Here is a 21973-nt window from a genome sequence, read left to right as displayed (position 1 = left end):
GGGTCCGTGTCTTGTCCTCTCGCAGGTTAATTCAATCGCGTCCCGCGAGTTCCGCACATGCCAAGGCAAGTTCCGAGCCATTGCACGGAACTCGATCATCACGATACGTTCATTTTTTTACGTCTGGACGTGCATCGCCGACGAACTTGTCGCGATTTGGCATTTTGACCGCCGCAAGCGATTTCGCATCGAGCATCGCGTCGGGGCCCACCAGCCCGTTCAGATTGAGGATAAAGGCCGACACGGCATAAACATCCTCGTCGCTGAGCGACTGCGGCGCATTCAGCGGCATCGCACGACGGATGTAGTCGAACAGCGTTGGCGCATAAGGCCAGTAGCTGCCGACGGTCCGGATCGGCTTCGACGTTCCGATCGTGCCTTGACCTCCGACGAGCCGGTCCCCCAATCCACCCTCGCCCTTGTCGCCATGACATGAAGCGCATTGCTGGGCGAACACCTCGCGTCCGTGGCTGACCGAACCGCTTCCTTTCGGCAGATTGCTGCCGTCGCGTCCGACGTCGATGTTCCAGCCCGCGATCTCCGCAGCCGTCAACAACCTTCCGATGCCGTAAGCACCTTGCGCCTGTGCTCCGCCAGTCCAGGCACCGCCGAGCAGGATCGCAAAGGCGATACCGCAAATCTCACGCCAGCGCATTGGTCACCTCGCCGTCAGCCGCGATGCGCCAGGGCCAGATCGCGTTATTGTGGTAGAAATAGTTCTCGCCGCGGACCGCGAGCAGTTCAGCCAGCGTCGGCTGCACGTAGCCGGTCTCGTCGATGGCACGGCTCTGGATCACTACGGGCTTGCCGTCCCATTGCCACGGCAGGCGGAAGCGTGTCAGGGCACGCGTCAGCACCGGCTCCTGCAGTCGCGCCTCCTGCCAGCTCTTGCCGTTGTCGACCGACACGTCCACGCGAGCGATCCTGCCATGACCGCTCCAGGCGATGCCGGTGATCTCGTGGAAGCCAGGTGCGTTCAGGCGCTGGCCACCGGAGGGACGCGTGATGATCGATTTCGCCTCCATGTAGAAGGAAAACTCGCGGGCCGTGCCGTCCGGCAGCAGGTCGGTATATTTCGATGTCTCCTCGCGTGAATAAACCGGCTCCGCGGTCACATGCAGGCGGCGCAGCCATTTCACGCTCATATTGCCTTCAAAGCCCGGCAGGAACAGACGCAGCGGATAGCCTTGCTGCGGACGCAGCCGCTCGCCATTCTGGCTGTAGACCAGCATGGCATCCTCGAGGCACTTCTCGATCGGGATGCTTCGCGTCAGCGCAGCCGCGTCGGCTCCCTCGGCGACCACCCATTTGGCGTCGGGCTTCAACCCGGCCTCCTGAAGCACAAGCTTCAGGCTGACACCGGTCCATTCCGCGCAGCTCACCAGACCCACGAGGTCCGATGCCGTCTTGCCATAGGGCTTGCTGTAGCCGGGATTTCCCGAGCATTCCAGAAAGTGGATGCGCGACTCCGACGGGAAACGCCGCAGATCGTCCATCGTGAAGATCAGCGGGCGCTCGACCAAACCATGGAGCATCAGTCGGTGCTGCGCCGGATCGATGGTCGGAACGCCGCCGTGATGCCGCTCGTAGAACAACCCGTTCGGCGTGATGATGCCATCGAGATCCTGCAATGGCGATCGGCTGGAGGCCGAGACATATTGCTTGAGGGTCTTCGAGATGTTCCTGACGACGCCCTTCTCGAACGGCGATGGCGTTCCGTAGAGCTGGCCTCCCGTCGGATCGCCCGGCGTTTTCATCCATTCGGGAACGTTCGGCGGAAGGTTGTCGGTCTCCGCCGCCGCTTTGTCCGCGCCGAGGACTGCACCTCCAAGCGCTGCCGTGCCGGCCGTCAGGAAACGGCGGCGTGTGGCCGTTGCGGGATCATCGTCGGAATGGATCGTGCTGCTCATGACGGGCCCTCGGCTGGCGCTGAGCCCGCATGAAACAGTCCGGCCGCGGCATTTGCAATTCGCTGCCGTTTCAAAAGCAGGCGATTTCGATCAGTGCTGATCTAAATCCGACGGCTGCAGGAGCAGTTCCTTTCCTTGCAGTGCACAACGCCGTCCGTCCGATTCACTCGCCCGGAGCGATCGCGTTGCTTGGCGTCGGACGGTCGGTAATCTGCTGGCCGAACAGGCTCCCGATCAGCTCGACCGCGGTGCGCGCAGTGCGCCCGCGCTCGTCCAGGAACGGATTGAGCTCGACGATGTCGACCGAGCCCACCACGCCGGAATCGTGCAGCAGCTCCATGATCAGGTGCGCCTCGCGATAGGTCGCCCCGCCGGGCACCGTCGTGCCAACGCCTGGCGCCACGCAGGGGTCGAGAAAGTCGACGTCGAAGCTGACATGCAGCACACCATCGCTTGCCTTGACGCGCTCGATGACGCGGCGGATCAGCACGGCGACACCGAACTCGTCGATCTGGCGCATGTCGACGATCCTGATCCGGCGCGCACGCATCAATTCCTTCTCGAGCTTGTCAATCGAGCGCGCGCCGAACAGATCGAGCCTGTCCGGATCGATCGAGGCGCGCGGGTCATCGCCGAGCAGGCCATCGAGACCCGCTTCGCCGCACAGGAAAGCCGCCGACATGCCGTGCATGTTCGCGGTGATCGTCGTCTCCGGCGTGTTGTAGTCGGCATGCGCATCCAGCCAGAGCACGAACAATTGGCGTCCGCGCTCCTGCCAGTGGCGCGCCATCGCGTTGACCGAGCCCATCGACAGCGTGTGATCGCCGCCGAGAAAGATCGGGAGCGCGCCGGTGCTCGCGATCTCATAGCCTCTGCGGCTCAGCACCCGCGTCCAGCGCTGGATTTCGCGGTAGTGGTTGGCTCTTTCGGGCGGCTTGTCAGAGAGGTCCCGGATCTCGGCCACGGAGAGGTCGCCGTAATCGACGACCTCGAAATCCAGGCTTTCAAGCAGTGTCGCAAGGCCGGCGGTGCGCAGCGCCGCGGGGCCCATCAGGGTGCCACGCTGCGAGGCTCCCATATCGATGGGAGCGCCAAGCAAGGCGATGCGCCGGGTTCGATCCGTCATGGTCCGGTCGGTCACGGCCGTCTCCCGAGATCAGCAAGGCTGCCACCAGCCTAGCAGAGATTCGCATCCGTCGTTTCACGGGGACGCCGCTCGGCCGGGAACAAAATCGCGCGCGCCGAATTGCTCCTCCAAGGCCGGCACCCGCCGTTCAAGACGGCGCCTGTCGCGGATAGCCAAAGGTCGCCAGACCCGCTGTTCAAAACGAGCGCTCGCGCGGATAGCCAAAGGTGCCGGCCTCCATCTCTTCGTCGGTTCGGAGATCGCGAGCTTGAGCACGGAAATACCGCAGCCCAATCCCCAGCCCGGGGTAGCCGAACGCGCCATCGATGCGGCGACCGACGTATCCCGCACCATCGGCGAGGTCGCGGGCGGCCTGCACGCAGCGGTCGATCGCCTCACGGCCGCCATCGACGAAGCGCGGCGACCCGGCCGGCCGCTCTCGACAATCGCTGCGATCACGCGCGAGGCGCCCCTCGCCAGTCTCTTCGTCGCTTTCCTGTTTGGCGTCGCGGTCGCGCGGCGGCGCTAGAAGCGCTATAGATCCGATCAGGCCGCGCTGACGGCTTCAGGCTCAACCGCCAGGAACTGCTTCTCGAACGCGTCCACCGGCATTGGACGGCCGAAGAAATATCCTTGCCCTTCCCCGCACCCCATGCTGACGAGGAAATCGGCCGTGGCGCGGTTCTCGATACCTTCAGCCACGACCGTAAGCCCGAGCTGCTTGCTGAGGCCGATGGTAGAGCCGACGATCGCCGCATCGTCGGAATCGGCGAGCAGATCGAGCACGAACGACCGATCGATCTTGAGCCCGTCGAGCGGGAATTTCTTCAGATAGCTCAGGCTGGCATAGCCGGTGCCGAAATCGTCGAACAGGACGCGGACGCCGAGCTGCTGAATCCGCTTGAACATGTCGAGCACACGGGCCTCGTCATGGAGCAGGATGTCTTCGGTGACCTCGAGCTCGAGCAGCGAAGGCGACAGTCCGGTCGCTTCAAGCAGTGCGGCAACCGAATGCGCGAGATCGCCGGAGTGGAGCTGCGACGGCGAGAGGTTGATCGCAACGCGCACCTTGTGTCCGGACACTTCCCAGCCGCGCGCCTGGCGAGCGGCAGTCTCCATCACCCAGTTCGCGATCCGCTCGGATAGCGCCGAGGTGTTGACCACCGGCATGAACTCGCCGGGCGAGACGTAGCCGCGCACGGGATGCCGCCAGCGGATCAGCGCTTCGGCCCCGACCAGGCCGCCGTCGACCAGGCGAACCTGAGGCTGGTAGAACAGCTCGAACTCGCCGCGATCGGCGGCAAGGGCCAGCTCGCTCTCCAGCGTCAGCCGGTTCTCCAGCTCCTGCCTGATTGCGCTTTCGAAGATCACATGACTGCCGCGCCGTGTCATCTTTGCCTTGGAGAGCGCGAGATGGCTGTTGCTCAGGAGATCGTCGGCATTCTGTCCGCCGTCGGGGTAGACTGCGACGCCGAGGCTCACTTTGACGCGGTGCTGGCGCGTGCCCGTAGCAAGCGGCGCTTCGAACGCACGCGCGATCCGCTCGGCGAACTCCACGATCGGTTCGCCGGCCTCCGCACAGTCGAGCGCGATGGCGAACTCGTCGCCGCTGAGTCTCGCGACGACCGCCTTGCCATGCACTCCGGTACGAAGACGCTCGGCGACGGCCCGCAGCACGAGGTCACCGGCCGAATGTCCGAGCATCTCGTTGATCTGCTGGAAGCCGTCGAGCCCCAGCACGAGCAGGGCGACATCGGAAGACCGCTGCTCTGCAGCGCCGATCAGGCCGGTCAGGCCCGCATGCAGCATGTTACGGTTGGCAAGCCCGGTCAGCGCGTCGTGTTCGGCCAGATATCTGACGCGTTCGGCCTCGCGCTTGCGAACGGAAATATCGCGCAGGATCGCTCCATACTGGAAGCCGTCGGTCCCCTGCCAGCCCGAGAAGCTCGCCTCGACGGGAAAGGTTTCACCGTTCTTCCGGCGCCCCTCGAACTCGACGACAACCGCGCCACCGGGGACCAGCAGCGCCTGGCGCGCCGCATCGCGCATGGCAAACGCCTTTGCGCCGCCGTCGGCAGGCTGCGCACAGAGCGTCTCGAACGGACGCCCGATCATTTCAGTCGGCATGTAGCCGAAGATCGCGCTGGCGCCCGGATTCCACACCGTAATCCGATGCTCTTCGTCAGTGCAGACGAGACCGTCGCCGAGCGACATCGCGATACGATGAAACCGGCTCTCGGCGATGCGCCCCAGCAGACTGCGGAAGTCGATCTCGTCGAGCGCAATAGCCGTCAGATAGGCAACGATGGCAATGTGAAACAGGGACGTGTCGATGACGAGGGGCCATTTCGCCTGAACGAGTACCGCGATCAGCTCGCCCCCCACCCCACCGACGACCAGGACCACGACGCGAACGCCCGGTGCGACGCGGCGCCAGGAATACATCATGAGCAGGCAGATCAGGCCGAGGCCCAGGATCATGCCGCTATCGGACGTCCAGCGCAGCATCCGGTTCTGCAGGATCGATTCCGTCGCGAGGGCCTGAAGGACGGGCCCAGACACGATGCGGCCATTTGGAACACTGAAGCGGTCGCCGAGCTCGAGCGCCGTCGCACCAACGATGATCTTCTTGTCTCTCAGCTTGTCGAGCGTCGCGGTATCGCCACGCAGCACGTCGGCATAGGAGACGCTTGGAATTGAGGCCGCTCGAATGCTGAAGTCGATCAGGAACGGAGGCCGCCGGTTGGCGTCCTGTCCGGCCAGCACGACAGCCATCGACGGCATCTGGGCATCGCCGAGCTTCTCGCCGACCGGATAGCGGCGAACCAGCCCGTCAGATTCGACCCCGACATTGACGAGGGCCGGCCACGACTGGTTGCTGAACGGCTTCAGGGGACGATTGATGTGAGCTGCGCCGCCGTTCGGCGTCGGCTGCTTGAAGGACGGCAGGATCGTCGAACCGCCGACCTCGCGAAGCGCCTTGAGGAAAGCCTCGTCGGAAGCAGGATCGGACGGCGTGCTGAAATCGATATCGAAGGCGACGTCCCGCGCGCCGGCAGCCTCGAACCTGTGCAACAGATCGGCGTGCAGGCGACGCGGCCAGGGCCAGACCCCGATCTGGTCGATCGAAGGCGCATCGATGGCCACAACGAGAACGCTGCCGGTCGCCGGACGCGATTGCCAGGCAAACCGCAGATCGGTGAGCGCATTGCGAAGCGCGCCGTGCCATCCCGTGGACAGCACGACCGCGAGCGCGATCACGACAAGAATATGCGGCCGATAACGTTTCACCTTGCTCCCCTGCACCGGCGGCGTTCGTCGCCAGATGCTCCCCTTATGGCGGCCCCGCGGTCCTAGCGATTCTTGTACCAGCCGTAGTGGTGGCCGTTGTTGCCGCTATTGCCGTTTCCGCTATTACCGTTCCCGTTGTTTCCGTTCCCGCTATTGCCGTTACCGTTGTTGCCAGTATTGCCGGTACCGGTGCCGCTGCTTCCATTGCCGGTCGCGCCAGTCGTGCTGCTGCCGCTCTCCGAGCTTGCGCTGGACGTATTGCTGGTTGAACTGGTGGCGGTAGTCGCAACTGTGGTCGTCGTCGCGCTCGAGGGCGTCGATGCGGCGCTGGCCGCGGTTGCACTGCTGCTCGCGGTGACCGCCGTCACGGTGGTGCTGTTGGCGGACGCTGTCGTCGTGCTCGCCTTCGTATCGCTCCAGACCGTCTCGGTGTTGGTGCTGGCGTTCGCGTTGCGCGCCTGTCCGGAAACGACAGCACCGTGGGCGAGCCCGTTCGTGACCTTGTGGAAATTCAGCTTGACCTCGCCGAGCGAGCTCGAGATGCGCACGACGCCGGCCTTGGGTCCTTGCGCCCCGTTCGCCTGATGTGCCTGCTTCGGCACACCGGCAACCTTGCTCCCCTTGTCGGTCGGACCAAGCGCATGGATCGCACGACCGTTCGCGGCGTTACGCGGTGCGGACAGGCCCGATTTCGGCACGGGGACGCGCTCGATCGTTGAGGCGCGCGGCTTGCCATGCTCGATCGGGTTGAAGGTCCCGGTGCCGCTCAGGCTGAGGCCGGACTTGCCGTGCTCGAAGGCGGTGGCCGATTGACCCGGCATGACCTGGGCGATCTGTCCGGTCTTGAAGTCGGAGACTTCGACCTGACCGCGGAGCACGCCGACCTTGGTGCTGCCGGCGCCCACGGTCACGCTGAACTGCGTCCCCTTGACCACGGCGGCGAGATAGGGCGTCTCGACCTCGAAATGCTTGACGTTGCGCTTCTCGACCTCGAGCAGGATCGAACCCGCCTGCTGGATGATCGTGGTCGAGAGCCCCTCCTTCGTCTCGGCCGGCAAGCCGACCACCGAGTTCGGGGAGATCAGAATCGTTTCCTCGCCGCGGACGAGCAGGACGCGTCCATTGCGTCCGGTGCGAATGGTGTCGCCGGGCTTCAGCGCGCCCTCTTGGCCTAGCGAGACAGACTGCGCACCGTTGGCTCCGAGCCAGACCTCGCCCGAGGACTTGCTGACCGACCAGACGCCGTCATCCGCAGCGGATGCGCCGGAGGCCATGCCCAGGATCAGCGCCGCCGCGAAGGCGCACCGCATTCCAACTTTTCGCAGCATGACGATCCTCGGTCCGCGTTAAAATCGGCCTGAGGGGTATCCGAAATCACTCAACATAGACTTAGCGGGAAACCGACAGTCGAGCTGCCGCATTAACGGTTCATTGACCATAAAAAACTAAGAAAAATCATGCGGCTAACGACTTCTTACCGGCTCACAGACACCTCTCCGTCAAACTACGGAGAACGGTTCCTTGCGCGCATCGAGAAGCGGCACTTCCTTACCGCGCTAGTGCTGGCGGCACCGATCTTCACGGGAGTTTCGCAAGCGCTCGCGCAGCAGGCGAATGCGCCCGGCTTCGATCCTCGACAGCCGGAGAAATACTTTGAAAACCAAACCGAGCAGGAATCGCTGAGCCGTCCGCCGGTGCGACTTCCGTCGGTCGGCCAGCCCAACACCGATGGTGACACCAGGCCGCAATTCGTGCTGCGCGGCGTCAATGTCAGCGGCGCCCACGCCGTCCCCGGCGATCGCATCGCCGCGGTGTATCAGTCCTATCTCGGCAAGAAGGTCTCACAGGCAGACCTCGCCGCGATCGCCGGCGCGATCAGCGATCTCTACCGCGAAGCCGGATTCCACTTGAGCCGCGCGATCGTGCCGCCGCAGGACATCGCCGACGGCCGCGTCCGGATCCAGGTGATCGAAGGCACCATCGTGCAGGCCGAGCTGAGGGGCGACGGCGCCGAGCAGTTCGGCGTGAGGCCGATGCTCGGACCGGTTCTCGCCGAGCAGCCGTCGCGCCTGGCAACGCTCGAGCGCCAGCTCTTCCTCATCAACGGCAGACCGGGCGTCCGGATCACCGATACTGCGCTGGAAGAGATTGGCGGTGCGACCGGACGCTTCCGCCTCACCGTCTATTTGAAGACCTGGCACGTCTTCTCGTCATTCGGTCTGGACAATCTGGGCTCGTCCTCGGTCGGCCCATGGCAGACCTACGCGACCGGCGCGTTCAACTCCTACCTCACGCCGGGCGACACGCTGGCGGTCAACCTGTCGACCATCGCCAATGACCCGCGCCAGCTCGGCTTTGCACGGATGTCCTACGACGCACCAGTCGGCGTCGACGGCGTGCGCCTCGGCGCCTCCGTCCTGTACAGCGCGGTGCGGCCGGGCGACGCCCGGCGCCTCGACAGCGACATCACCAAGACCGAAGCATTCGAAGTACGGGCCAGCACCGTGCCTTTCATGTCGCAATCATCGGGGCTGACGTTGACGATGGCTGGCACCTTCAGCAACGTGTCCGAGCATGATCTATACGGCCCCTGGTACAACGACCACATCAGGACCGCGAGCCTGACCGCCGACTACCGGCTTCAGGATCGCTTCGGCGGCACCAATTTCGCGACGGTCACCTACCGCCAGGGCCTCGACATCCTCGGCGCCTCGCATTTCGACGACGATCTGTTGTCGCGCGACGGCGCCGCGTCGAACTTCTCCATACTGAACCTCTGGTTCACCCGCTACCAGACGCTCAACGACGCCTGGTCGCTCAAGCTGTCCGCGGCGAGCCAGACGGCATCGCGCCCGCTGTTCACCTCGCAGCAATTCTATCTCGGCGGCGCCGCCTTCGGCCGCGGTTATGGCGCAGCCGAGATCAGCGGCGACAACGGCCTTGCCGGCTCACTCGAAATCCGTTTCGACCAGAAGCTGAACTTCCGCCACTGGACGGGCTATCAGCTCTACGCCTTCGGCGACGCTGGCGCAGTCTGGAACGACGGTTACCGGCTGAGCGATGGCCTCTCGCTGACATCGGCCGGAGCCGGCGTGCGCTTCTTCCTGCCGGACGATCTCCAGGCTGATCTCGGCGTGGCCGTCCCCCTGAGCTACCGGGCGCCGGACAATGAGCGCCGCAGCGCGCGCTTCCTGTTCACGCTGTCGAGCGCGTTCCGGCTCTGCCCCGAACGCGGCAGGGGCGGCTGCCTCTAGCCACCCGACTTTCGTCGCATGCCTTGATGCGGCCCTTTTGCGGCGCTTCTCACAGACTTGCCTAAATTTAATCCCGTACCCTGCTCACGATCGCTCGATCCGGGAGTTCCGAATGACCATGTTCTTCAGCCGAAAGTGATTTGAGACCGATCCATGAAAAGGGTGTTCGCAATCCTGGCGTTTCTCTGCGTCCTCGGCATCGGCCAGTATTTCGTCGTCAGCCGGTTCGCGATCCGCCATGAGCTTTTGACCCTGTTCGACGCCTCGCGCCAGCGGCCGATTACGGTCGAGCTCGCGGTGCGGCGCGACTACGAGACCAAGGCCAATCTCGGCCTCTGGAAGCTGCCGCTCGCCATCATCAGCAACGGCAACACCGTCAAGGCCACTGAATATTCCTTCCTCGCCAACGTGCTCGCGGCGCGCGGCTATCTCGTTGCGAGCATCCAGCAGGATCTGCCCAGCGATCCGCCGCTGATGACCCATGTCGGCCAGCAATATGTCGGCCGGCGCGAGGTCTATATCCGCTGCGAGGCCAACATCCTCTTCGCGCTGGGCGAGTTGAAGCGACGGCAGGAGAACGCCGACTACGACCACATCACTCTCGTCGGCCATTCCAACGGCGGCGACGTCTCGATGTATGTCGCCCACCAGCATCCGGAGCTGGTGTCGAAAGTGATCACGCTCGACAATCTGCGCGTGCCGTTCGTGCTCAGCGACAACATGAAGATCCTGTCGTTCCGCTCCAAGGATCCGCACTTCCAGACCGATCCCGGTGTGCTGCCGACGCCGGAAGAGGCCAAGGCGCGCGGCATCGACATCGTCCATACCGGGGCACAGCACACCGAGATGAGCGATCGCGGCCCCGACGCGGTCAAGGAGAAGATCCAGGCGACGCTCGACCGCTTCCTGCGTGACAGCGCCAGCAGCGCGCTCGCGCCGGCCGATACGCGAAGCCCGATGATCATGAACCCCGGCGACTACTAGCCGGAAATCCTTTGCGGCAGATCAAGGCTGGCCCCGGCCGGCCGGGCTAGGAAGGGCCTCACCATCCCGGAGAGGCACGTGTCGCACTCCATCGAAAGCCTGGATACGAAAAGCCTTGATACGAGAGGCCTTGGCCTGCCCGCCGCGCGGACGCCGGCATTCGTTCGGCATCTCTATCGTTCGGCCCGCAGGCTGCTGCGATCGATCATCGCCCGCATCGACCTCTCACAGTTTCCGGGATCGTGCTGCGGCTGAGCACGGCCGTAAGCCATGCATGGGGGTTACCGGATGCACCAGCATTTGAGACGAGTTTGCCTTCTGCTTGCGGCGGCCTCCGGCCTCGCCGCATCATCAGCCGTTGCCGCCGACGCTGATCATGGCGCCGACCTTGCTAAACGCTGGTGCGCAAGCTGCCACGTCGTGGCAAGCGGGCAGGCCCAGGCAAGCGCCGACGTCCCCTCCTTCGCATCGGTTGCACGCAGGCCGGACTTCAGTCCGGAGAGGCTCGCCTTCTTCCTGCTCGACCCGCATCCGAAGATGCCGAACTTCCCCTTGAGCAGGACTGAAGCCGGCGACATCGCGGCCTACATCGGATCACTGCGCTAAAGCATGATCCGGAAAAGTGCGCAGCGGTTTTCCGAAAAGATCATGCTCAAACAACAACCTAAAGCGTACCGGGCAATCGCGACAACTCCCGCAAAATGCAAATCCCTGCCGGAGGACCGACAGGGATCAGCAGAAAGGATGATGGACGGCGAATGAGGACCATTCGGTGGCCCATCATGGACCTGCATCGGCATCGAAGTGCGGATCTCAAGACTGCGCAAGATCAATTTGTAGGCACGCAGCATCCACACGGGGAATCAGGATTTCCCCTTGCCGGGCTGCATGAAACTGCCGGTCATCTGACGCATATGATCCCCGGCGCTGGTGAACTGGCTGCGCAGGAAGTCGGACTGGATCCGCATCGCTTCCTGAAGGTCGGTGGCGTGAACGAGCTTGCGCGCATGCTCGAACGCCGACTTCATGTTCTGCTCGGTGAAGGCGAGCGCCTGCTTGGAGACATCGGTGCCCGGTCCACCGGGAACCGATGACATCGACTTGGTCGCGGCGTCGAAAAACATGCCGAAGGCCTTTTCCGCCTGGTCGATCGTCTTCTCGGCCAGGTCGCGCAGTTCGGCCGGAACTTCGAGCTTCGGTTCGATCATGGTCGCACTCCTCCCTTTTTCTTAACTGAATACCACACTTGCCGGACCGCCTTCCAGCGGCGAACCCCGGGGGCAAACGTCCCCGGCGGTCCGGCTTGGGCAGAAAAACGAAGGAAAGGGCGTCGGGCGCGCTCGCCCGGCTCAGGACAGCGGGTGTTCCGGAAGGGTCTCTTCGGTGGCGAGGTCTTCAACGAGCTTGATCACCTCGAAACGCTGCCGGGGCGCGAGCTTCAGAAAGGCACGGAGCAGGCGCAGGCTCTCGACGGTGCCACTCGCAGGCGCACCGAGCTTGAGGTGCAGTTCAGCCGCGAAATTGAGGTTCTTCATCTCGCACCTATGACAAGCATCGGCCTACCTGATCCGATATCGGGGTCCCGCGCGAGAACCGGACACCACAACCGAACGTCATGGCACGGACGAATTCTCGGCCGGGAGGTCCGGCGGGTTAGCACGCTGACGACACAACCATACGGACTGGCTCAACCGAGCAGGTTGCAATTATGCCAAGAAACAACCCTTCCGGCAAGCCCAACCACCGGCTTAGCGATGCTTCGTCTGCATCGCAGCACGGCAATTCCGGATAACAGGAATATGGACCGCAGTCACCCGGCTGCGTCAAGAAGCAGCATCAATCACGTACGGGGCCCTGCGCTGTCAACAGCCGCAGCGTTTCTGCCTGTTTCCGATATGAACGGTGATTGGCAGCGGCGGCCTAGCGCTTCTTCAGCGTATACACGTAATTGTTGAGTCCGACCTCGGCGGTTGTATCGTCGACGAAATGAACGTCGATGTCGCAGCCGGTCTCCAGGGTCCTGATCGAACCATCGGCGAAGCCGAGCGAGGCGGCGAGCGCCTTGGGATCCGCCTTCTTGTCGGCGCGCTGCATCTCGTCGAATGCGCCCTGGAAGATCATTTCGGGGCCATAATCCGTCACCTTGTACTGCGGCCTGGCGCAGGCAAAGGGACGCGGCCCCGAGATTTCCTTCGCCTTCAGGACGATCGCCTTGCCCATCAGCCGTCCGCGCTCGGCGCCGTCGGGGGCGCGTTGCCGATCGGCCCATGGCGCAACCACGGCGGTCGTGAACGTCCAGTTGCCGAGATAGAACGGATCGGCCGCCGCTGCGGAGCCTGCGGCACCGACGGACACGAGAAGGCAAGCGATGCCGGCGAACTTCATCTGACATGTCCCCTTGAGCTCTTGGCTTGGACTCGCCGCTTCGCATCAAGGTTCATCGCGCCCGAATTTTTTCCGCCCATGAACCATCGTTCAAGATCGGACGACCAAGCGGTTGCGAAACGGCCACGCAGATCACGGGCGCCATGGCTGATGGACTCAAAACCGATTCGGGCGCGCGTCAGCACCAAAGGACGACGGCATGCTTTCTCGCTGCGATCTCATCAAGGGCGCCGCGGTCGCGCTTTTCACCCTCTCGATTCAAGGCGCATGGGCGCAGGAGACGAAGATGAACCTGTTCAAGATCATCACCATCAAGGACGAAATCGTCGTTGGACTGTCGGCGGACGAGCTCAAAGCCCTCGGCGGCACTGATGCGAGCGCGGTTGCGCACGCGCTGGCACAGAAGGGCGACCTCACCGTCTGGCAATACAACGTGCATCGCGGCGCGAACGGCGAACTGCAGCAGGCGCCGACCGCCAAGATCGGACTTCTGGCCAACGCCTCGCTCCGTGTCGAGCCCTATACGACCCCGTACCAGATCGTCCCACATCCCTGATCAGCAGGCCGGCGCGCCGGCGGCCGAGACCGCCGGCGTGCCGGAATCATCTGCGCTGGCTCGCGCGCTGCGTCCCTGTTTCCGTGGCAAAACCGTAGATCAGCGCCAGCCGGTCCAGGCACTCCCGAAAACGCCGCGCGAAGTAGTCGTTCCAGCGCTGCGTACGGACCGCCCGGAGTTCGCCGATCTGATCCATGGTCAGGCCCAGCACCAGCACGTCGTAGACCAGCGCCGAGCCGTCGGTGCCGAGTTCGCGCTCGACGCGGTTGAGACGCAGCACCGCCTGCCGCTGGCTCTCGGTGACAAGCTCGCGTGTACCGGTGCCGTCGACATATTCACGCGTCGGATCCACCGCTTGCGGCCCCCGCTCGGCCCGCTCCCAATCGTTCTGGAAGGCACGCCCGCCGCGGTACTGGGCTTCGTCGATCTGGTGGTGCGCGTGCAGGCGCCCGAGCGGATCACTGCGGATCGACCGGACGGCCGTGATCTTCTCGCCGGGATCGAGCGCCAGCGGATTGTCGACCTCGACCTCCGCCAATTCGGCGTTGAACGGGACGTCGCGCGACCGCCGGTCGTGGATCGCAGTCAGTTTGTAGGACTTGTTGCGTCGGGCACGTGCCACTCGGATACTCCTTGCAAAGCAGGCAATTGAACGGGTGACCGCAGTTTCAGGCGGCGGAGACGAGCTTCAGCACCACGGGACCGACGACACGCGCGGATGAAGTCCCGGACCTGCGCGTCAGGCGCGCATGCGGAGCGCAATAGCTGGAGCCGGGCTGGCACGGATGGCCGCAGAAGGTGATGTCCTCCCCGTCCTTGTCGCCGCCATAGGGATAGCGGCAGTCGGTCTCCTCGAGTTCGATGAGCTGGATCAGGCGCGGCTGGACGCCGACGCAGCGCAACTTCACCCGCGCAACTGGCTTCATTGCGGACGGCGGCGGCACATTCAGGTACGGCAACGCCATCCGGCGCGGCGGAGGCGGACCGGCTTCGCCCGGCAAGGACGGCGTGATCGACGGGCTCGTCATCCATGTCGGCGTCACGAGCCCTAATCGCTTGGCGCGGCCAGCCACGGCGCTGCGGGTGTAAGCCGTTCCAAACCTTGCGTTAATCCGCCGCCCGATTTCCGCGTAAGAGATGCCCTTGAAAAAATAGTCGCGAAGCGCGTCGGAGTGCTCCGACGGCCAATGACCCGGTTCCATGATGCTGTCCTGTGATGCGCCTCCTCCGATCGCACGACCGGACGGTGGAGCAAACATTCCGTTATTCCGAAACCAAAGTCAAGCAAGAATTCTGATATTCATAATTGCATTAATTCCGAATTCCGGACTACAAGGGGACAGTCGATGGGCAATCGAGGGAATCACCATGTTGGACGTTGCGATGATCGAGCGGGGGCTGGAGAAGACGGGCAAGAGCAAGGGGGGCCTCGCCGCGGCCATGGGCGTCCGCCCGGGCGCTGTATCCGAGATCCTCGGCGGCGAACGCCTGGTGAAGGCGTCGGAAATCATCCCGATCATGGAATATCTCGAGCTGAATCTCGCGCCGATCATGGGCCGCGTCGGTGCCGGCGCCGTGATCGAACCGGATTATGAACAGGTACCCCCGGAAGGTCTCGGCGACATCGCGCTGCCCTTCCCGATCATGGAAGAGACCATCGCCTTCGAGATCGTCGGCGATTCGATGCTCCCCAAATACGAAAGCGGCGATGTGATCGTGGTCTACAAGGACCAGCGCCATCCGCTGTCGAGCTTCTACGGCGAAGAAGCCGTGGTCCGGCTCAAGACCGGTGAGCGCTATCTGAAGACCATCGAGCGGGGCAAGTCGCCCTCCGTCGTCAACCTCAACAGCTTCAACGCCAAGCCGATCGTCGGCGTCAAGCTCGACTGGGTCGGCGAGATCTGCCTCTCGATGCCCAAGGGCCAGCTCGAGCGGCTGCGGGCCAAATCGGCCCGCCCGCGCAAGAAGGGCAAGTGATGTCGATTTCCGATTTTTAGAAATCTGACTTGACTTAATTCCGTTTTTCGGAAATACTCTGCCGCGCACCCAGCGCTTGGGGCGCGGCAGGATCGTTTCATGCAGTATTTCGTCGTGATGATCGACTATGGACGTCGCGGCCGCGAGGCGGTCGTCGACCCCGAGATCACAAGGCGCGAAGTCATCTCCCGCGTCGCCTCGGGTGAATACCAGAACATCTCGTTCATCCACGAGATCGCGGAGAATGCGGTCGAGGACGTCACCGAGGCGATCCTGACCGAGGCCGCCCTTCCCCAGATTCCGCCTGAGGACATCGACCTCCAGGCGATCCGCCTCGATCACGCCCGCGATCTGCGCAAGCACGAGCGAACGTGACGCAGGCTTGGTCAGCCTGCGCCACGAACGAGCTGGCAATCACACCGTCAGAACGGTCGATCCCGTCGTCTTGCGCGCGGCGAGGTCGGCATGCGCCTTCGCGGCGTCCTTCAGCGGATAGGTCTGGTGCACCTCGATCTTCACCGCACCGGATTTGACCACGTCGAACAGCTCGTTCGCCATCGCGACGAGGGCCTCGCGCTTGGCGGCGTAGGTGAACAGCGTCGGACGGGTGACATAGAGCGAGCCCTTCTGCGCGAGCAGGCCAAGATTGAGCGGCTCGACCGCGCCGGAGGATGCGCCAAACAGCGCGGCGACGCCGAGCGGCGCGAGACAGTCCAGCGACTTCAGGAACGTGTCCTTGCCGACGGAGTCATAGACCACCGGCACTTTCTTTCCGCCGGTGATCTCGTCCACGCGCTTCACGAAATCCTCGCGGGTGTAGATGATGACGTGATCGCAACCATGCGCCTTGGCGAGTTTTGCCTTCTCGTCGCTGCTGACGGTGCCGATCACGGTGGCGCCGAGATGTTTGGCCCACTGGCTCAGGATCAGGCCGACGCCACCGGCCGCGGCATGGAGCAGGATGGTGTCGCCGGCCTTCACGCGATAGGTCTGACGGATCAGATATTGCGTCGTGAGGCCCTTCAGCATCATCGCCGCCGCGGTCTTGTCGTCGACGCCGTCAGGCAGCTTCAACAGCCGGTCGGCAGGGATCAGGCGCGCCTCGGAATAGGCGCCGAGCGGCGAGGCGCCGTAGGCAACGCGATCGCCGGGCTTCAGATCGGTGACACCGGCCCCGACTTCCTCGACAACACCGGCGCCCTCGCTGCCGAGACCGCTCGGCAATTGCACGGGATACACACCGGAGCGGTTGTAGATGTCGACGAAATTGAGACCGACGGCGGTGTGGCGGATGCGCGCCTCGCCCGGCCCGGGCTTGCCGACACTGACCTCCTCCCAGACCAGAACTTCCGGACCGCCGGTCTTGTGAAAGCGAATGGCATGCGTCATGGGCGTTGCTCCCTTATCGTTGCAGTGAATGTCAGAAAACCTGACCGGTCGGTGAAATAGGCATTTGGTCCGCCCGTTACAGTATAGAAGCCGTAACAAGAATGTCACAGCGAAGGACAAACGCCCGCCGTTCCGCCTCTGTTCGAAAGAGTTGATGACGGCCCTCGCGCAACCGGCAGTACCTTTTGCGCGGGGTTTGGTGGTCGCCTGCGAAGGAGAGCCGAGATGCCCGCTTATGTACAGCATCATCAGGACATCGAAATCGCGCCTGTGATTTGCCCGACATGCATGGGGTTCCTGCCGATGTACGTCCGCGAGGTCGAGCCGCATTGGAGCCTCGCCAAGATCGACTTTGTCTATGAATGCGCCGATTGCGGCGCCGAGGTCCGGCAAACGATCCGCAAGCCGGAGTTGCTGCGGCACTGATCGCGGATCGCGTGACCGGCGAGCCGCCCGAATACCGACGCAAGTATTTGCGTTCAGCGGAAAAAACGCCGGTCGCGCGGGTCTGATGCCTCCCAAACGAGGCTTGTTCTTTGCCGGGAACGCAGGCAGAACAAGCCTCAAGCAAGACCTTTGGGAGCGCCATTTCGTGGCTGATCAGAAGGCCTCGACGTCGATCGAGGCAGTGGAGAGCGGCCTCGCCGCGCAGGGCTACATCGCGAGCCGGCAGATCGCGACCGCCGTCTATTTGTCGCAACAGATCGAGAAGCCGATCCTGGTCGAGGGCCCCGCGGGCGTCGGCAAGACCGAGCTTGCCAAGGCGATTGCCGCCTGGCGCGGCATGAAGATGATCCGCCTGCAATGCTACGAAGGCCTCGACGAGGCCAAGGCGCTCTACGAGTGGAAATACGCCAAGCAGCTTCTCTACACGCAGATCCTCAAGGACAAGCTCGGCGAAGTCCTCGGCGGTGCGCAGACGCTGCACGCCGCGCTCGACCAGTTGCATGATTTCGGCGACGTGTTCTTCTCCAAGGAGTTCGTCGAGCCGCGTCCCCTGCTCCAGGCGCTGGAGCAGCCGGGCGGCTGCGTGCTGCTGATCGACGAGATCGACAAGTCGGACGCGGAGTTTGAATCGCTGCTGCTGGAAATCCTGTCCGATTTCCAGGTCACGATCCCCGAGCTCGGCACCGTCTCGGCGATCACGCCGCCGACGGTGATCCTCACATCCAATAGCGAGCGCGACCTCGGCGACGCCCTGAAGCGGCGCTGCCTGCATCTGCATATCGGCTTCCCCGAGCAGCGGCTCGAGGAGCGCATCGTCGAGAGCCGGGTGCCTGGCATCTCGCAGACGCTGCGCCGGCAGATGGTCGGCTTCATCCACGAAATCCGCTCGCTGGATCTGAAGAAGCTGCCTTCGGTCAGCGAGACCATCGACTGGGCACGCGTGCTGGTGCTGCTCCAGGCAAACGAGCTCGACACCGACATCGTCAAGGACACGCTCAACGTGCTCCTGAAGTACGAAGCCGATATCGAGGCCGCTCACCCCCAGATCACGACCTTCATTGCCAAGGCGGCACGGTCCAACGTCTTCGGTTGACGCCGATGCGCGAGAATCTTCATCGTTTCTTTCGGGCGGCGCGCGGTGTCGGCGTGCACGTCTCGCCTGCCGAAAGCATCGATGCCATGCGGGCCGTGTCGCAGGTCGGCTTTTCCGACCGGACCATCCTGCGCGACGCGCTGCTGCTGACGCTTGCCAAGTCCCAGGACGAGAAGCTCGCGCTCGGCGACTGTTTCGATCTGTTCTTCAGCCAGCCCGAGCCGCGGCAGGATCAGCCCGAGGCCGACAGCAACGACGACGCGTCGCAGGACGCTGCGGATCAATCGTCCCAGTCCGGCTCGGCCGGTGAAGCGGGCGAAGGCCAACCGCCGGAAGGCCTGGGTCCGCTGGCGCAGATGCTGCTGTCGCAGGATCGCAACGCGATCCAGGCCGCCATCGCCAGCGCATCCGGCGCGGCTTCGCTCTCCGACATCCGCTATTCCACCCAGCGCGGCATCTTCTCCAGCCGAATCCTCGACGCGATGGGCCTACAGCGCCTGCGCGACGATCTCGACCAACTCACCGCGACCAATCCGTCGCTGGCCGAGCGTCTCCGCGGCGCGCTGGATGCCTTGCGCGAGGCCGTGCGCGATACCGTCTCGCAAGGCCTTGCACTCTATGCCCGCGAGGAGGCCGAGAACCTCCGCAACGAGATCCTGCGCAACGCGCCGCTGGCCCGCATCGAGCGGCGCCAGGTCGCCGAGATGCGCGCCCTCATTCGCCAGATCGCGCGCCGCCTGCGCGAGCGCTATTCGAAGCCGCGCAAGCGCCAGCGCCGCGGCCATCTCGATGTCCGCCGTACGCTCCGCCGCAACGCCGCCTGGGGCGGCGTCCCCTTCCTCACCGCCTGGAAGCGCAAACACCGCGACCGGCCAAAGATCGTGGCGCTGTGCGACGTCTCCGGCTCGGTCGCGCAGGTCTCCGACTTCTTCCTGCTCCTGATTCACTCGCTGCATGAGGTCGTCGACGACGTCCACTCCTTCGCCTTCTCCTCGCACCTGATTGAGGTCAGTGAGATCCTGAAGAAGAAGTCGCCGGAGGAAGCGATGGCCGAGATCATGTCCAAGGTCGGCTTCGGCTCGTCCGACTACGGCTCCTCGCTGGTCGACTTCGAGAAGGACTTCATGAGCACGCTGACGCCGCAGACGACGGTGATCGTGCTCGGCGATGCCCGCAGCAACAACCTCGACCCGCGCGCCGACATCCTGCGCCGCATCTCCGAGCGGTCGAAGCGGCTGGTCTGGCTCAATCCCGAAGGACGGCTCGCCTGGGGCTTTGGCGATTCCGAGATGCCGCGCTATGGGACCTTCTGCACCGTGGTGCGGCAATGCGCCACCGCGCAGCAGCTCGAGCGCGCAGTCTCCGATATCGTGGCGACTTATCAGTAGAGAATGATCGCCCTCGGCGTCAGGCGGCGTTCAGCTCGGCCTGCGCGAGATTGCACTCACGAAAATGATACGCGATTTCATCGAGTGCGCGCTGTTCCCATTCCTGGGCCTGCGCGAGCCAGAATATCCGGCGTTCAGAATCGCGCGCGGCGCGCTCGCGGCACAAGAATTCCTGGCTGCGAATCTCGATCAGTCGCTTCATGCAATCACACTCCTGTCGTGTGAAGCCAATCCCCCGCGAATCAAGCTAGCAGAGTCCCGAGCAGCGAGTCTCACCAATCCTGTGCGTATAGCGATACAGAATGGGACAGCAACGCTTCCCGTGCACCGCGCAAAATCGCAGCGCAACATCAAGTCCGGATCATCAATAAGTGATCGCCGCTCGGGACGATATTTGTGCGCAAACGATCTTAACGCTTGTGGCGCAATGATCTGCGGCAATTTGTGAAGAGACGTTCTAAACAGCTCACCGAATTCCGGACTCATTGTCGTCGCATGGTTTTCATGCAGCGCCGCTAACAGGGGCGCGCGAACGGTACTATCGCTTGAGGCAGCATGAGCAACGATTTCGACTTCGATCTTTCACCGGACCAGTGGGAAGCGCTGAAGGCGCTTCGCAACCCGGTGTCGAACGGTCGCCACTCGAAAGCTTACCTTGTCAAAAGCCTGGTCGAGCTCGGCCTTGTCGAGGTGCATGACGGCGTACCCGCGATGACGCCGATCGGGCGCAAAGCACTGGTACGCGGATCGTGCCGGCTGCTGGACCTCGTCGCGTAACAGATGCGTCAAAATATCTGCGCGATCACGATCGCGTAAGCGATGAACACCACCCCGAGGCCCCACACCATCGCCGGAATCTGCGACCGCCGGCCAACGGCCACTTCCAGAGCGATGTAGCTCAGTGTGCCCAGGGCCATTCCGTTGATGAGGTTGTTGGTCAGCACGGTGACCAGCAGCGTCAGCACGATCGGAACCGCGTTGCCGAGATCGGTCATGTCGATCCGAGCCAGGCCCTGCATCATCAGCACGCCGACGAGCACCAGTGCGGGCGCAGTGGCCTGCGGCGGGATGATGACGAAGACCGGCCAGAAGAACAGAGCGAGGCAGAAGAACGCTGCCACCGTCAGCGAGGTCAGGCCGGTACGCCCTCCGGCCTGCACGCCGGTGATCGATTCGATATAGGCCGTCACGACCGACGTGCCGAGCAGCGGACCGACGATGGACGCCGTCGCATCCGTCGCGAATGCGGCGGTGGCGTTCGGGATCGAACCGTCGGGTTTGCGTAGATTGGCCGCGCCCGTCACGCCGATCAGCGTGCCCAGTGTCGAAAAGAATTCGGCGCACAGGAAATAGAACAGCAGCGGCAGCGCCACGACGAAATGGCTGAAGAGATAACCGATGTCGAGCGCCATGAAGGTGCTGGTCGGCCAGCGCGGCCACGACAGGATGGCTGATGGCATCGACGTCACCATCTTGCCGTTGGCGCCGGGAACGAAGAAGCCGATCAGGGTCAGCAACGCAATTGACAGGATCAGCGCCGCCGGCACCCGGCACACCACCAGCACCGGCGTGAGCAGCAGGCCGAACAGCGTCAGCAGCACCGCCGGGCTGCGCAGGGATCCCATGGCGATGTAGGTCGACGGGTTCTGGACGACGAATCCGGCGCCTCGCAGCGCGATGAAGACGATGAGGGTTCCGACCGCCGCCTGGATGCCGATCTTCAGCGCTTCCGGCACGTCCTTTGCGACTTTCTCGCGCAACTTCGACAGGCTGAGGATGAGGAACAGCACGCCGGTGAAAGCAACCATGGCAAGCGCGCCCTGCCAGGGCATGCCCATCTGCTTGACGATGACATAGGTGAAGATGACGTTCGACCCCATCGCGGGCGCAACCGCGAGCGGCAGATTGGCCCAAAGCCCCATCATCACCGAGCCGACGATTGCTGCGAGTGCCGTGGCGCTGACGAGATCGGCACGATCCATTCCGGCGTTGGACATGATCGCCGGGTTCACGGCGATGATGTAGGCCATCGCCGCGAACGTCGTCGCTCCGGCCATCATCTCTCGGCCGACACTCGTGCCACGCTCGGTGAGGCGAAAGGCCCGATCGAGCAGCCCCGTAGCTGCCGGTTCTGCGGCCGCAGCCTGCGGCTTCGTTATCTCGTTCATCCCCA

General features: G+C 63.7%; 24 protein-coding genes. 11 read left to right on the top strand and 13 right to left on the bottom strand.

Translation table 11 applies throughout. The annotated features are described in order from the left end of the window. Nucleotides 1–109: 109 nt before the first annotated feature. From VGR99_RS10310 to rocF, 3 genes are all read right to left on the bottom strand, one after another. Nucleotides 110–655 (bottom strand): cytochrome c, encoded by a 546-nt coding sequence (locus VGR99_RS10310; protein ID WP_326898232.1) that lies wholly within the window; start codon nt 653–655, stop codon nt 110–112. After that, nucleotides 642–1910 carry a sulfite dehydrogenase gene (soxC, locus tag VGR99_RS10305; protein WP_326898231.1) on the bottom strand — a complete coding sequence of 423 codons (1269 nt, stop codon included), beginning with the start codon at nt 1908–1910 and terminating at the stop codon, nt 642–644. Before soxC ends, VGR99_RS10310 begins: the two co-directional genes overlap by 14 nt. A gap of 163 nt (nt 1911–2073) precedes the next feature. Next, nucleotides 2074–3051, bottom strand: coding sequence for an arginase (gene rocF, locus VGR99_RS10300; protein WP_326898230.1), 978 nt, complete (start codon nt 3049–3051; stop codon nt 2074–2076). A gap of 253 nt (nt 3052–3304) precedes the next feature. Between rocF and VGR99_RS10295 the strand changes: the two genes are divergently transcribed. Then, nucleotides 3305–3565, top strand: coding sequence for a hypothetical protein (locus VGR99_RS10295; protein WP_326898229.1), 261 nt, complete (start codon nt 3305–3307; stop codon nt 3563–3565). Nucleotides 3566–3582: 17 nt separating this feature from the next. Here the strand turns inward: VGR99_RS10295 and VGR99_RS10290 are convergent, their stop codons facing one another. Together VGR99_RS10290 and VGR99_RS10285 are read right to left on the bottom strand one after the other, a co-directional pair. Next, nucleotides 3583–6327, bottom strand: coding sequence for an EAL domain-containing protein (locus VGR99_RS10290; RefSeq protein ID WP_326898228.1), 2745 nt, complete (start codon nt 6325–6327; stop codon nt 3583–3585). 62 nt (nt 6328–6389) lie between these two features. Then, complete coding sequence (locus tag VGR99_RS10285; protein ID WP_326898227.1) at nt 6390–7655, bottom strand: FecR family protein; 1266 nt, start codon at nt 7653–7655, stop codon at nt 6390–6392. A gap of 129 nt (nt 7656–7784) precedes the next feature. On the opposite strand from VGR99_RS10285, the gene VGR99_RS10280 reads away from it, so the two are divergent. The 3 genes from VGR99_RS10280 to VGR99_RS10270 all read left to right on the top strand — a co-directional run bounded on the left by VGR99_RS10280 (nt 7785) and on the right by VGR99_RS10270 (nt 11171). Further along, complete coding sequence (locus VGR99_RS10280) at nt 7785–9581, top strand: ShlB/FhaC/HecB family hemolysin secretion/activation protein (RefSeq protein ID WP_326898225.1); 1797 nt, start codon at nt 7785–7787, stop codon at nt 9579–9581. A gap of 153 nt (nt 9582–9734) precedes the next feature. Beyond that, nucleotides 9735–10565 (top strand): alpha/beta fold hydrolase, encoded by an 831-nt coding sequence (locus VGR99_RS10275; protein ID WP_326898224.1) that lies wholly within the window; start codon nt 9735–9737, stop codon nt 10563–10565. A 288-nt stretch (nt 10566–10853) separates the two neighbouring features. Further along, nucleotides 10854–11171, top strand: coding sequence for a cytochrome c (locus VGR99_RS10270; RefSeq protein WP_326898223.1), 318 nt, complete (start codon nt 10854–10856; stop codon nt 11169–11171). A 257-nt stretch (nt 11172–11428) separates the two neighbouring features. Here the strand turns inward: VGR99_RS10270 and VGR99_RS10265 are convergent, their stop codons facing one another. The 3 genes from VGR99_RS10265 to VGR99_RS10255 all read right to left on the bottom strand — a co-directional run bounded on the left by VGR99_RS10265 (nt 11429) and on the right by VGR99_RS10255 (nt 12950). Then, entirely contained in the window at nt 11429–11773 is a 345-nt protein-coding gene (locus VGR99_RS10265; protein ID WP_326898222.1) for a phasin, read from the bottom strand. A gap of 141 nt (nt 11774–11914) precedes the next feature. Beyond that, nucleotides 11915–12100, bottom strand: coding sequence for a hypothetical protein (locus VGR99_RS10260; RefSeq protein ID WP_007612798.1), 186 nt, complete (start codon nt 12098–12100; stop codon nt 11915–11917). A gap of 385 nt (nt 12101–12485) precedes the next feature. After that, nucleotides 12486–12950 carry a hypothetical protein gene (locus VGR99_RS10255; protein WP_326898221.1) on the bottom strand — a complete coding sequence of 155 codons (465 nt, stop codon included), beginning with the start codon at nt 12948–12950 and terminating at the stop codon, nt 12486–12488. A gap of 199 nt (nt 12951–13149) precedes the next feature. Between VGR99_RS10255 and VGR99_RS10250 the strand changes: the two genes are divergently transcribed. After that, entirely contained in the window at nt 13150–13506 is a 357-nt protein-coding gene (locus VGR99_RS10250) for a hypothetical protein (protein WP_326898220.1), read from the top strand. Nucleotides 13507–13552: 46 nt separating this feature from the next. On the opposite strand, the gene VGR99_RS10245 is transcribed toward VGR99_RS10250, so the two are convergent. After that, nucleotides 13553–14128: a hypothetical protein gene (locus tag VGR99_RS10245; protein WP_326898219.1), complete on the bottom strand. Its 576-nt coding sequence runs from the start codon at nt 14126–14128 to the stop codon at nt 13553–13555. Nucleotides 14129–14174: 46 nt separating this feature from the next. Next, complete coding sequence (locus tag VGR99_RS10240) at nt 14175–14708, bottom strand: GcrA family cell cycle regulator (protein WP_326898218.1); 534 nt, start codon at nt 14706–14708, stop codon at nt 14175–14177. Between the two features lie 166 nt (nt 14709–14874). Here VGR99_RS10240 and VGR99_RS10235 point away from each other — a divergent pair, with 166 nt between their 5' ends. Continuing rightward, nucleotides 14875–15483, top strand: coding sequence for a S24 family peptidase (locus VGR99_RS10235; RefSeq protein ID WP_011088876.1), 609 nt, complete (start codon nt 14875–14877; stop codon nt 15481–15483). A gap of 99 nt (nt 15484–15582) precedes the next feature. Next, nucleotides 15583–15858, top strand: a complete 276-nt coding sequence (locus VGR99_RS10230) for a hypothetical protein (RefSeq protein WP_326898217.1) — start codon at nt 15583–15585, stop codon at nt 15856–15858. 39 nt (nt 15859–15897) lie between these two features. On the opposite strand, the gene VGR99_RS10225 is transcribed toward VGR99_RS10230, so the two are convergent. Beyond that, a complete protein-coding gene (locus tag VGR99_RS10225; protein ID WP_071911763.1) occupies nt 15898–16872 on the bottom strand; it encodes a quinone oxidoreductase family protein in 975 nt (324 codons plus the stop codon). A gap of 225 nt (nt 16873–17097) precedes the next feature. Here VGR99_RS10225 and VGR99_RS10220 point away from each other — a divergent pair, with 225 nt between their 5' ends. The 3 genes from VGR99_RS10220 to VGR99_RS10210 all read left to right on the top strand — a co-directional run bounded on the left by VGR99_RS10220 (nt 17098) and on the right by VGR99_RS10210 (nt 19800). Then, nucleotides 17098–17298 carry a hypothetical protein gene (locus tag VGR99_RS10220; RefSeq protein WP_057749711.1) on the top strand — a complete coding sequence of 67 codons (201 nt, stop codon included), beginning with the start codon at nt 17098–17100 and terminating at the stop codon, nt 17296–17298. 166 nt (nt 17299–17464) lie between these two features. Then, on the top strand, nt 17465–18412 hold the full coding sequence (locus VGR99_RS10215) for a MoxR family ATPase (RefSeq protein WP_326898216.1): 948 nt from the start codon (nt 17465–17467) through the stop codon (nt 18410–18412). Nucleotides 18413–18417: 5 nt separating this feature from the next. Then, the gene (locus VGR99_RS10210) at nt 18418–19800 is read left to right on the top strand and encodes a vWA domain-containing protein (protein WP_326898215.1); all 1383 of its coding nucleotides are present in this window, start codon (nt 18418–18420) and stop codon (nt 19798–19800) included. 19 nt (nt 19801–19819) lie between these two features. Here the strand turns inward: VGR99_RS10210 and VGR99_RS10205 are convergent, their stop codons facing one another. Then, nucleotides 19820–20002 carry a hypothetical protein gene (locus VGR99_RS10205; protein ID WP_326898214.1) on the bottom strand — a complete coding sequence of 61 codons (183 nt, stop codon included), beginning with the start codon at nt 20000–20002 and terminating at the stop codon, nt 19820–19822. Nucleotides 20003–20355: 353 nt separating this feature from the next. On the opposite strand from VGR99_RS10205, the gene VGR99_RS10200 reads away from it, so the two are divergent. Next, nucleotides 20356–20577 carry a hypothetical protein gene (locus VGR99_RS10200; protein WP_326898213.1) on the top strand — a complete coding sequence of 74 codons (222 nt, stop codon included), beginning with the start codon at nt 20356–20358 and terminating at the stop codon, nt 20575–20577. An 8-nt stretch (nt 20578–20585) separates the two neighbouring features. Here VGR99_RS10200 and VGR99_RS10195 read toward each other — a convergent pair whose 3' ends face one another. Beyond that, a complete protein-coding gene (locus tag VGR99_RS10195; protein ID WP_326898212.1) occupies nt 20586–21968 on the bottom strand; it encodes an NCS2 family permease in 1383 nt (460 codons plus the stop codon). Nucleotides 21969–21973 lie beyond the last annotated feature (5 nt).

The organism is Bradyrhizobium sp. (assembly GCF_035935975.1).
In the GTDB taxonomy this organism is placed as follows: domain Bacteria; phylum Pseudomonadota; class Alphaproteobacteria; order Rhizobiales; family Xanthobacteraceae; genus Bradyrhizobium.
The sequence above is the reverse complement of the archived record's forward strand: the minus strand, read 5'-3'. Positions and strand labels throughout refer to the sequence as shown.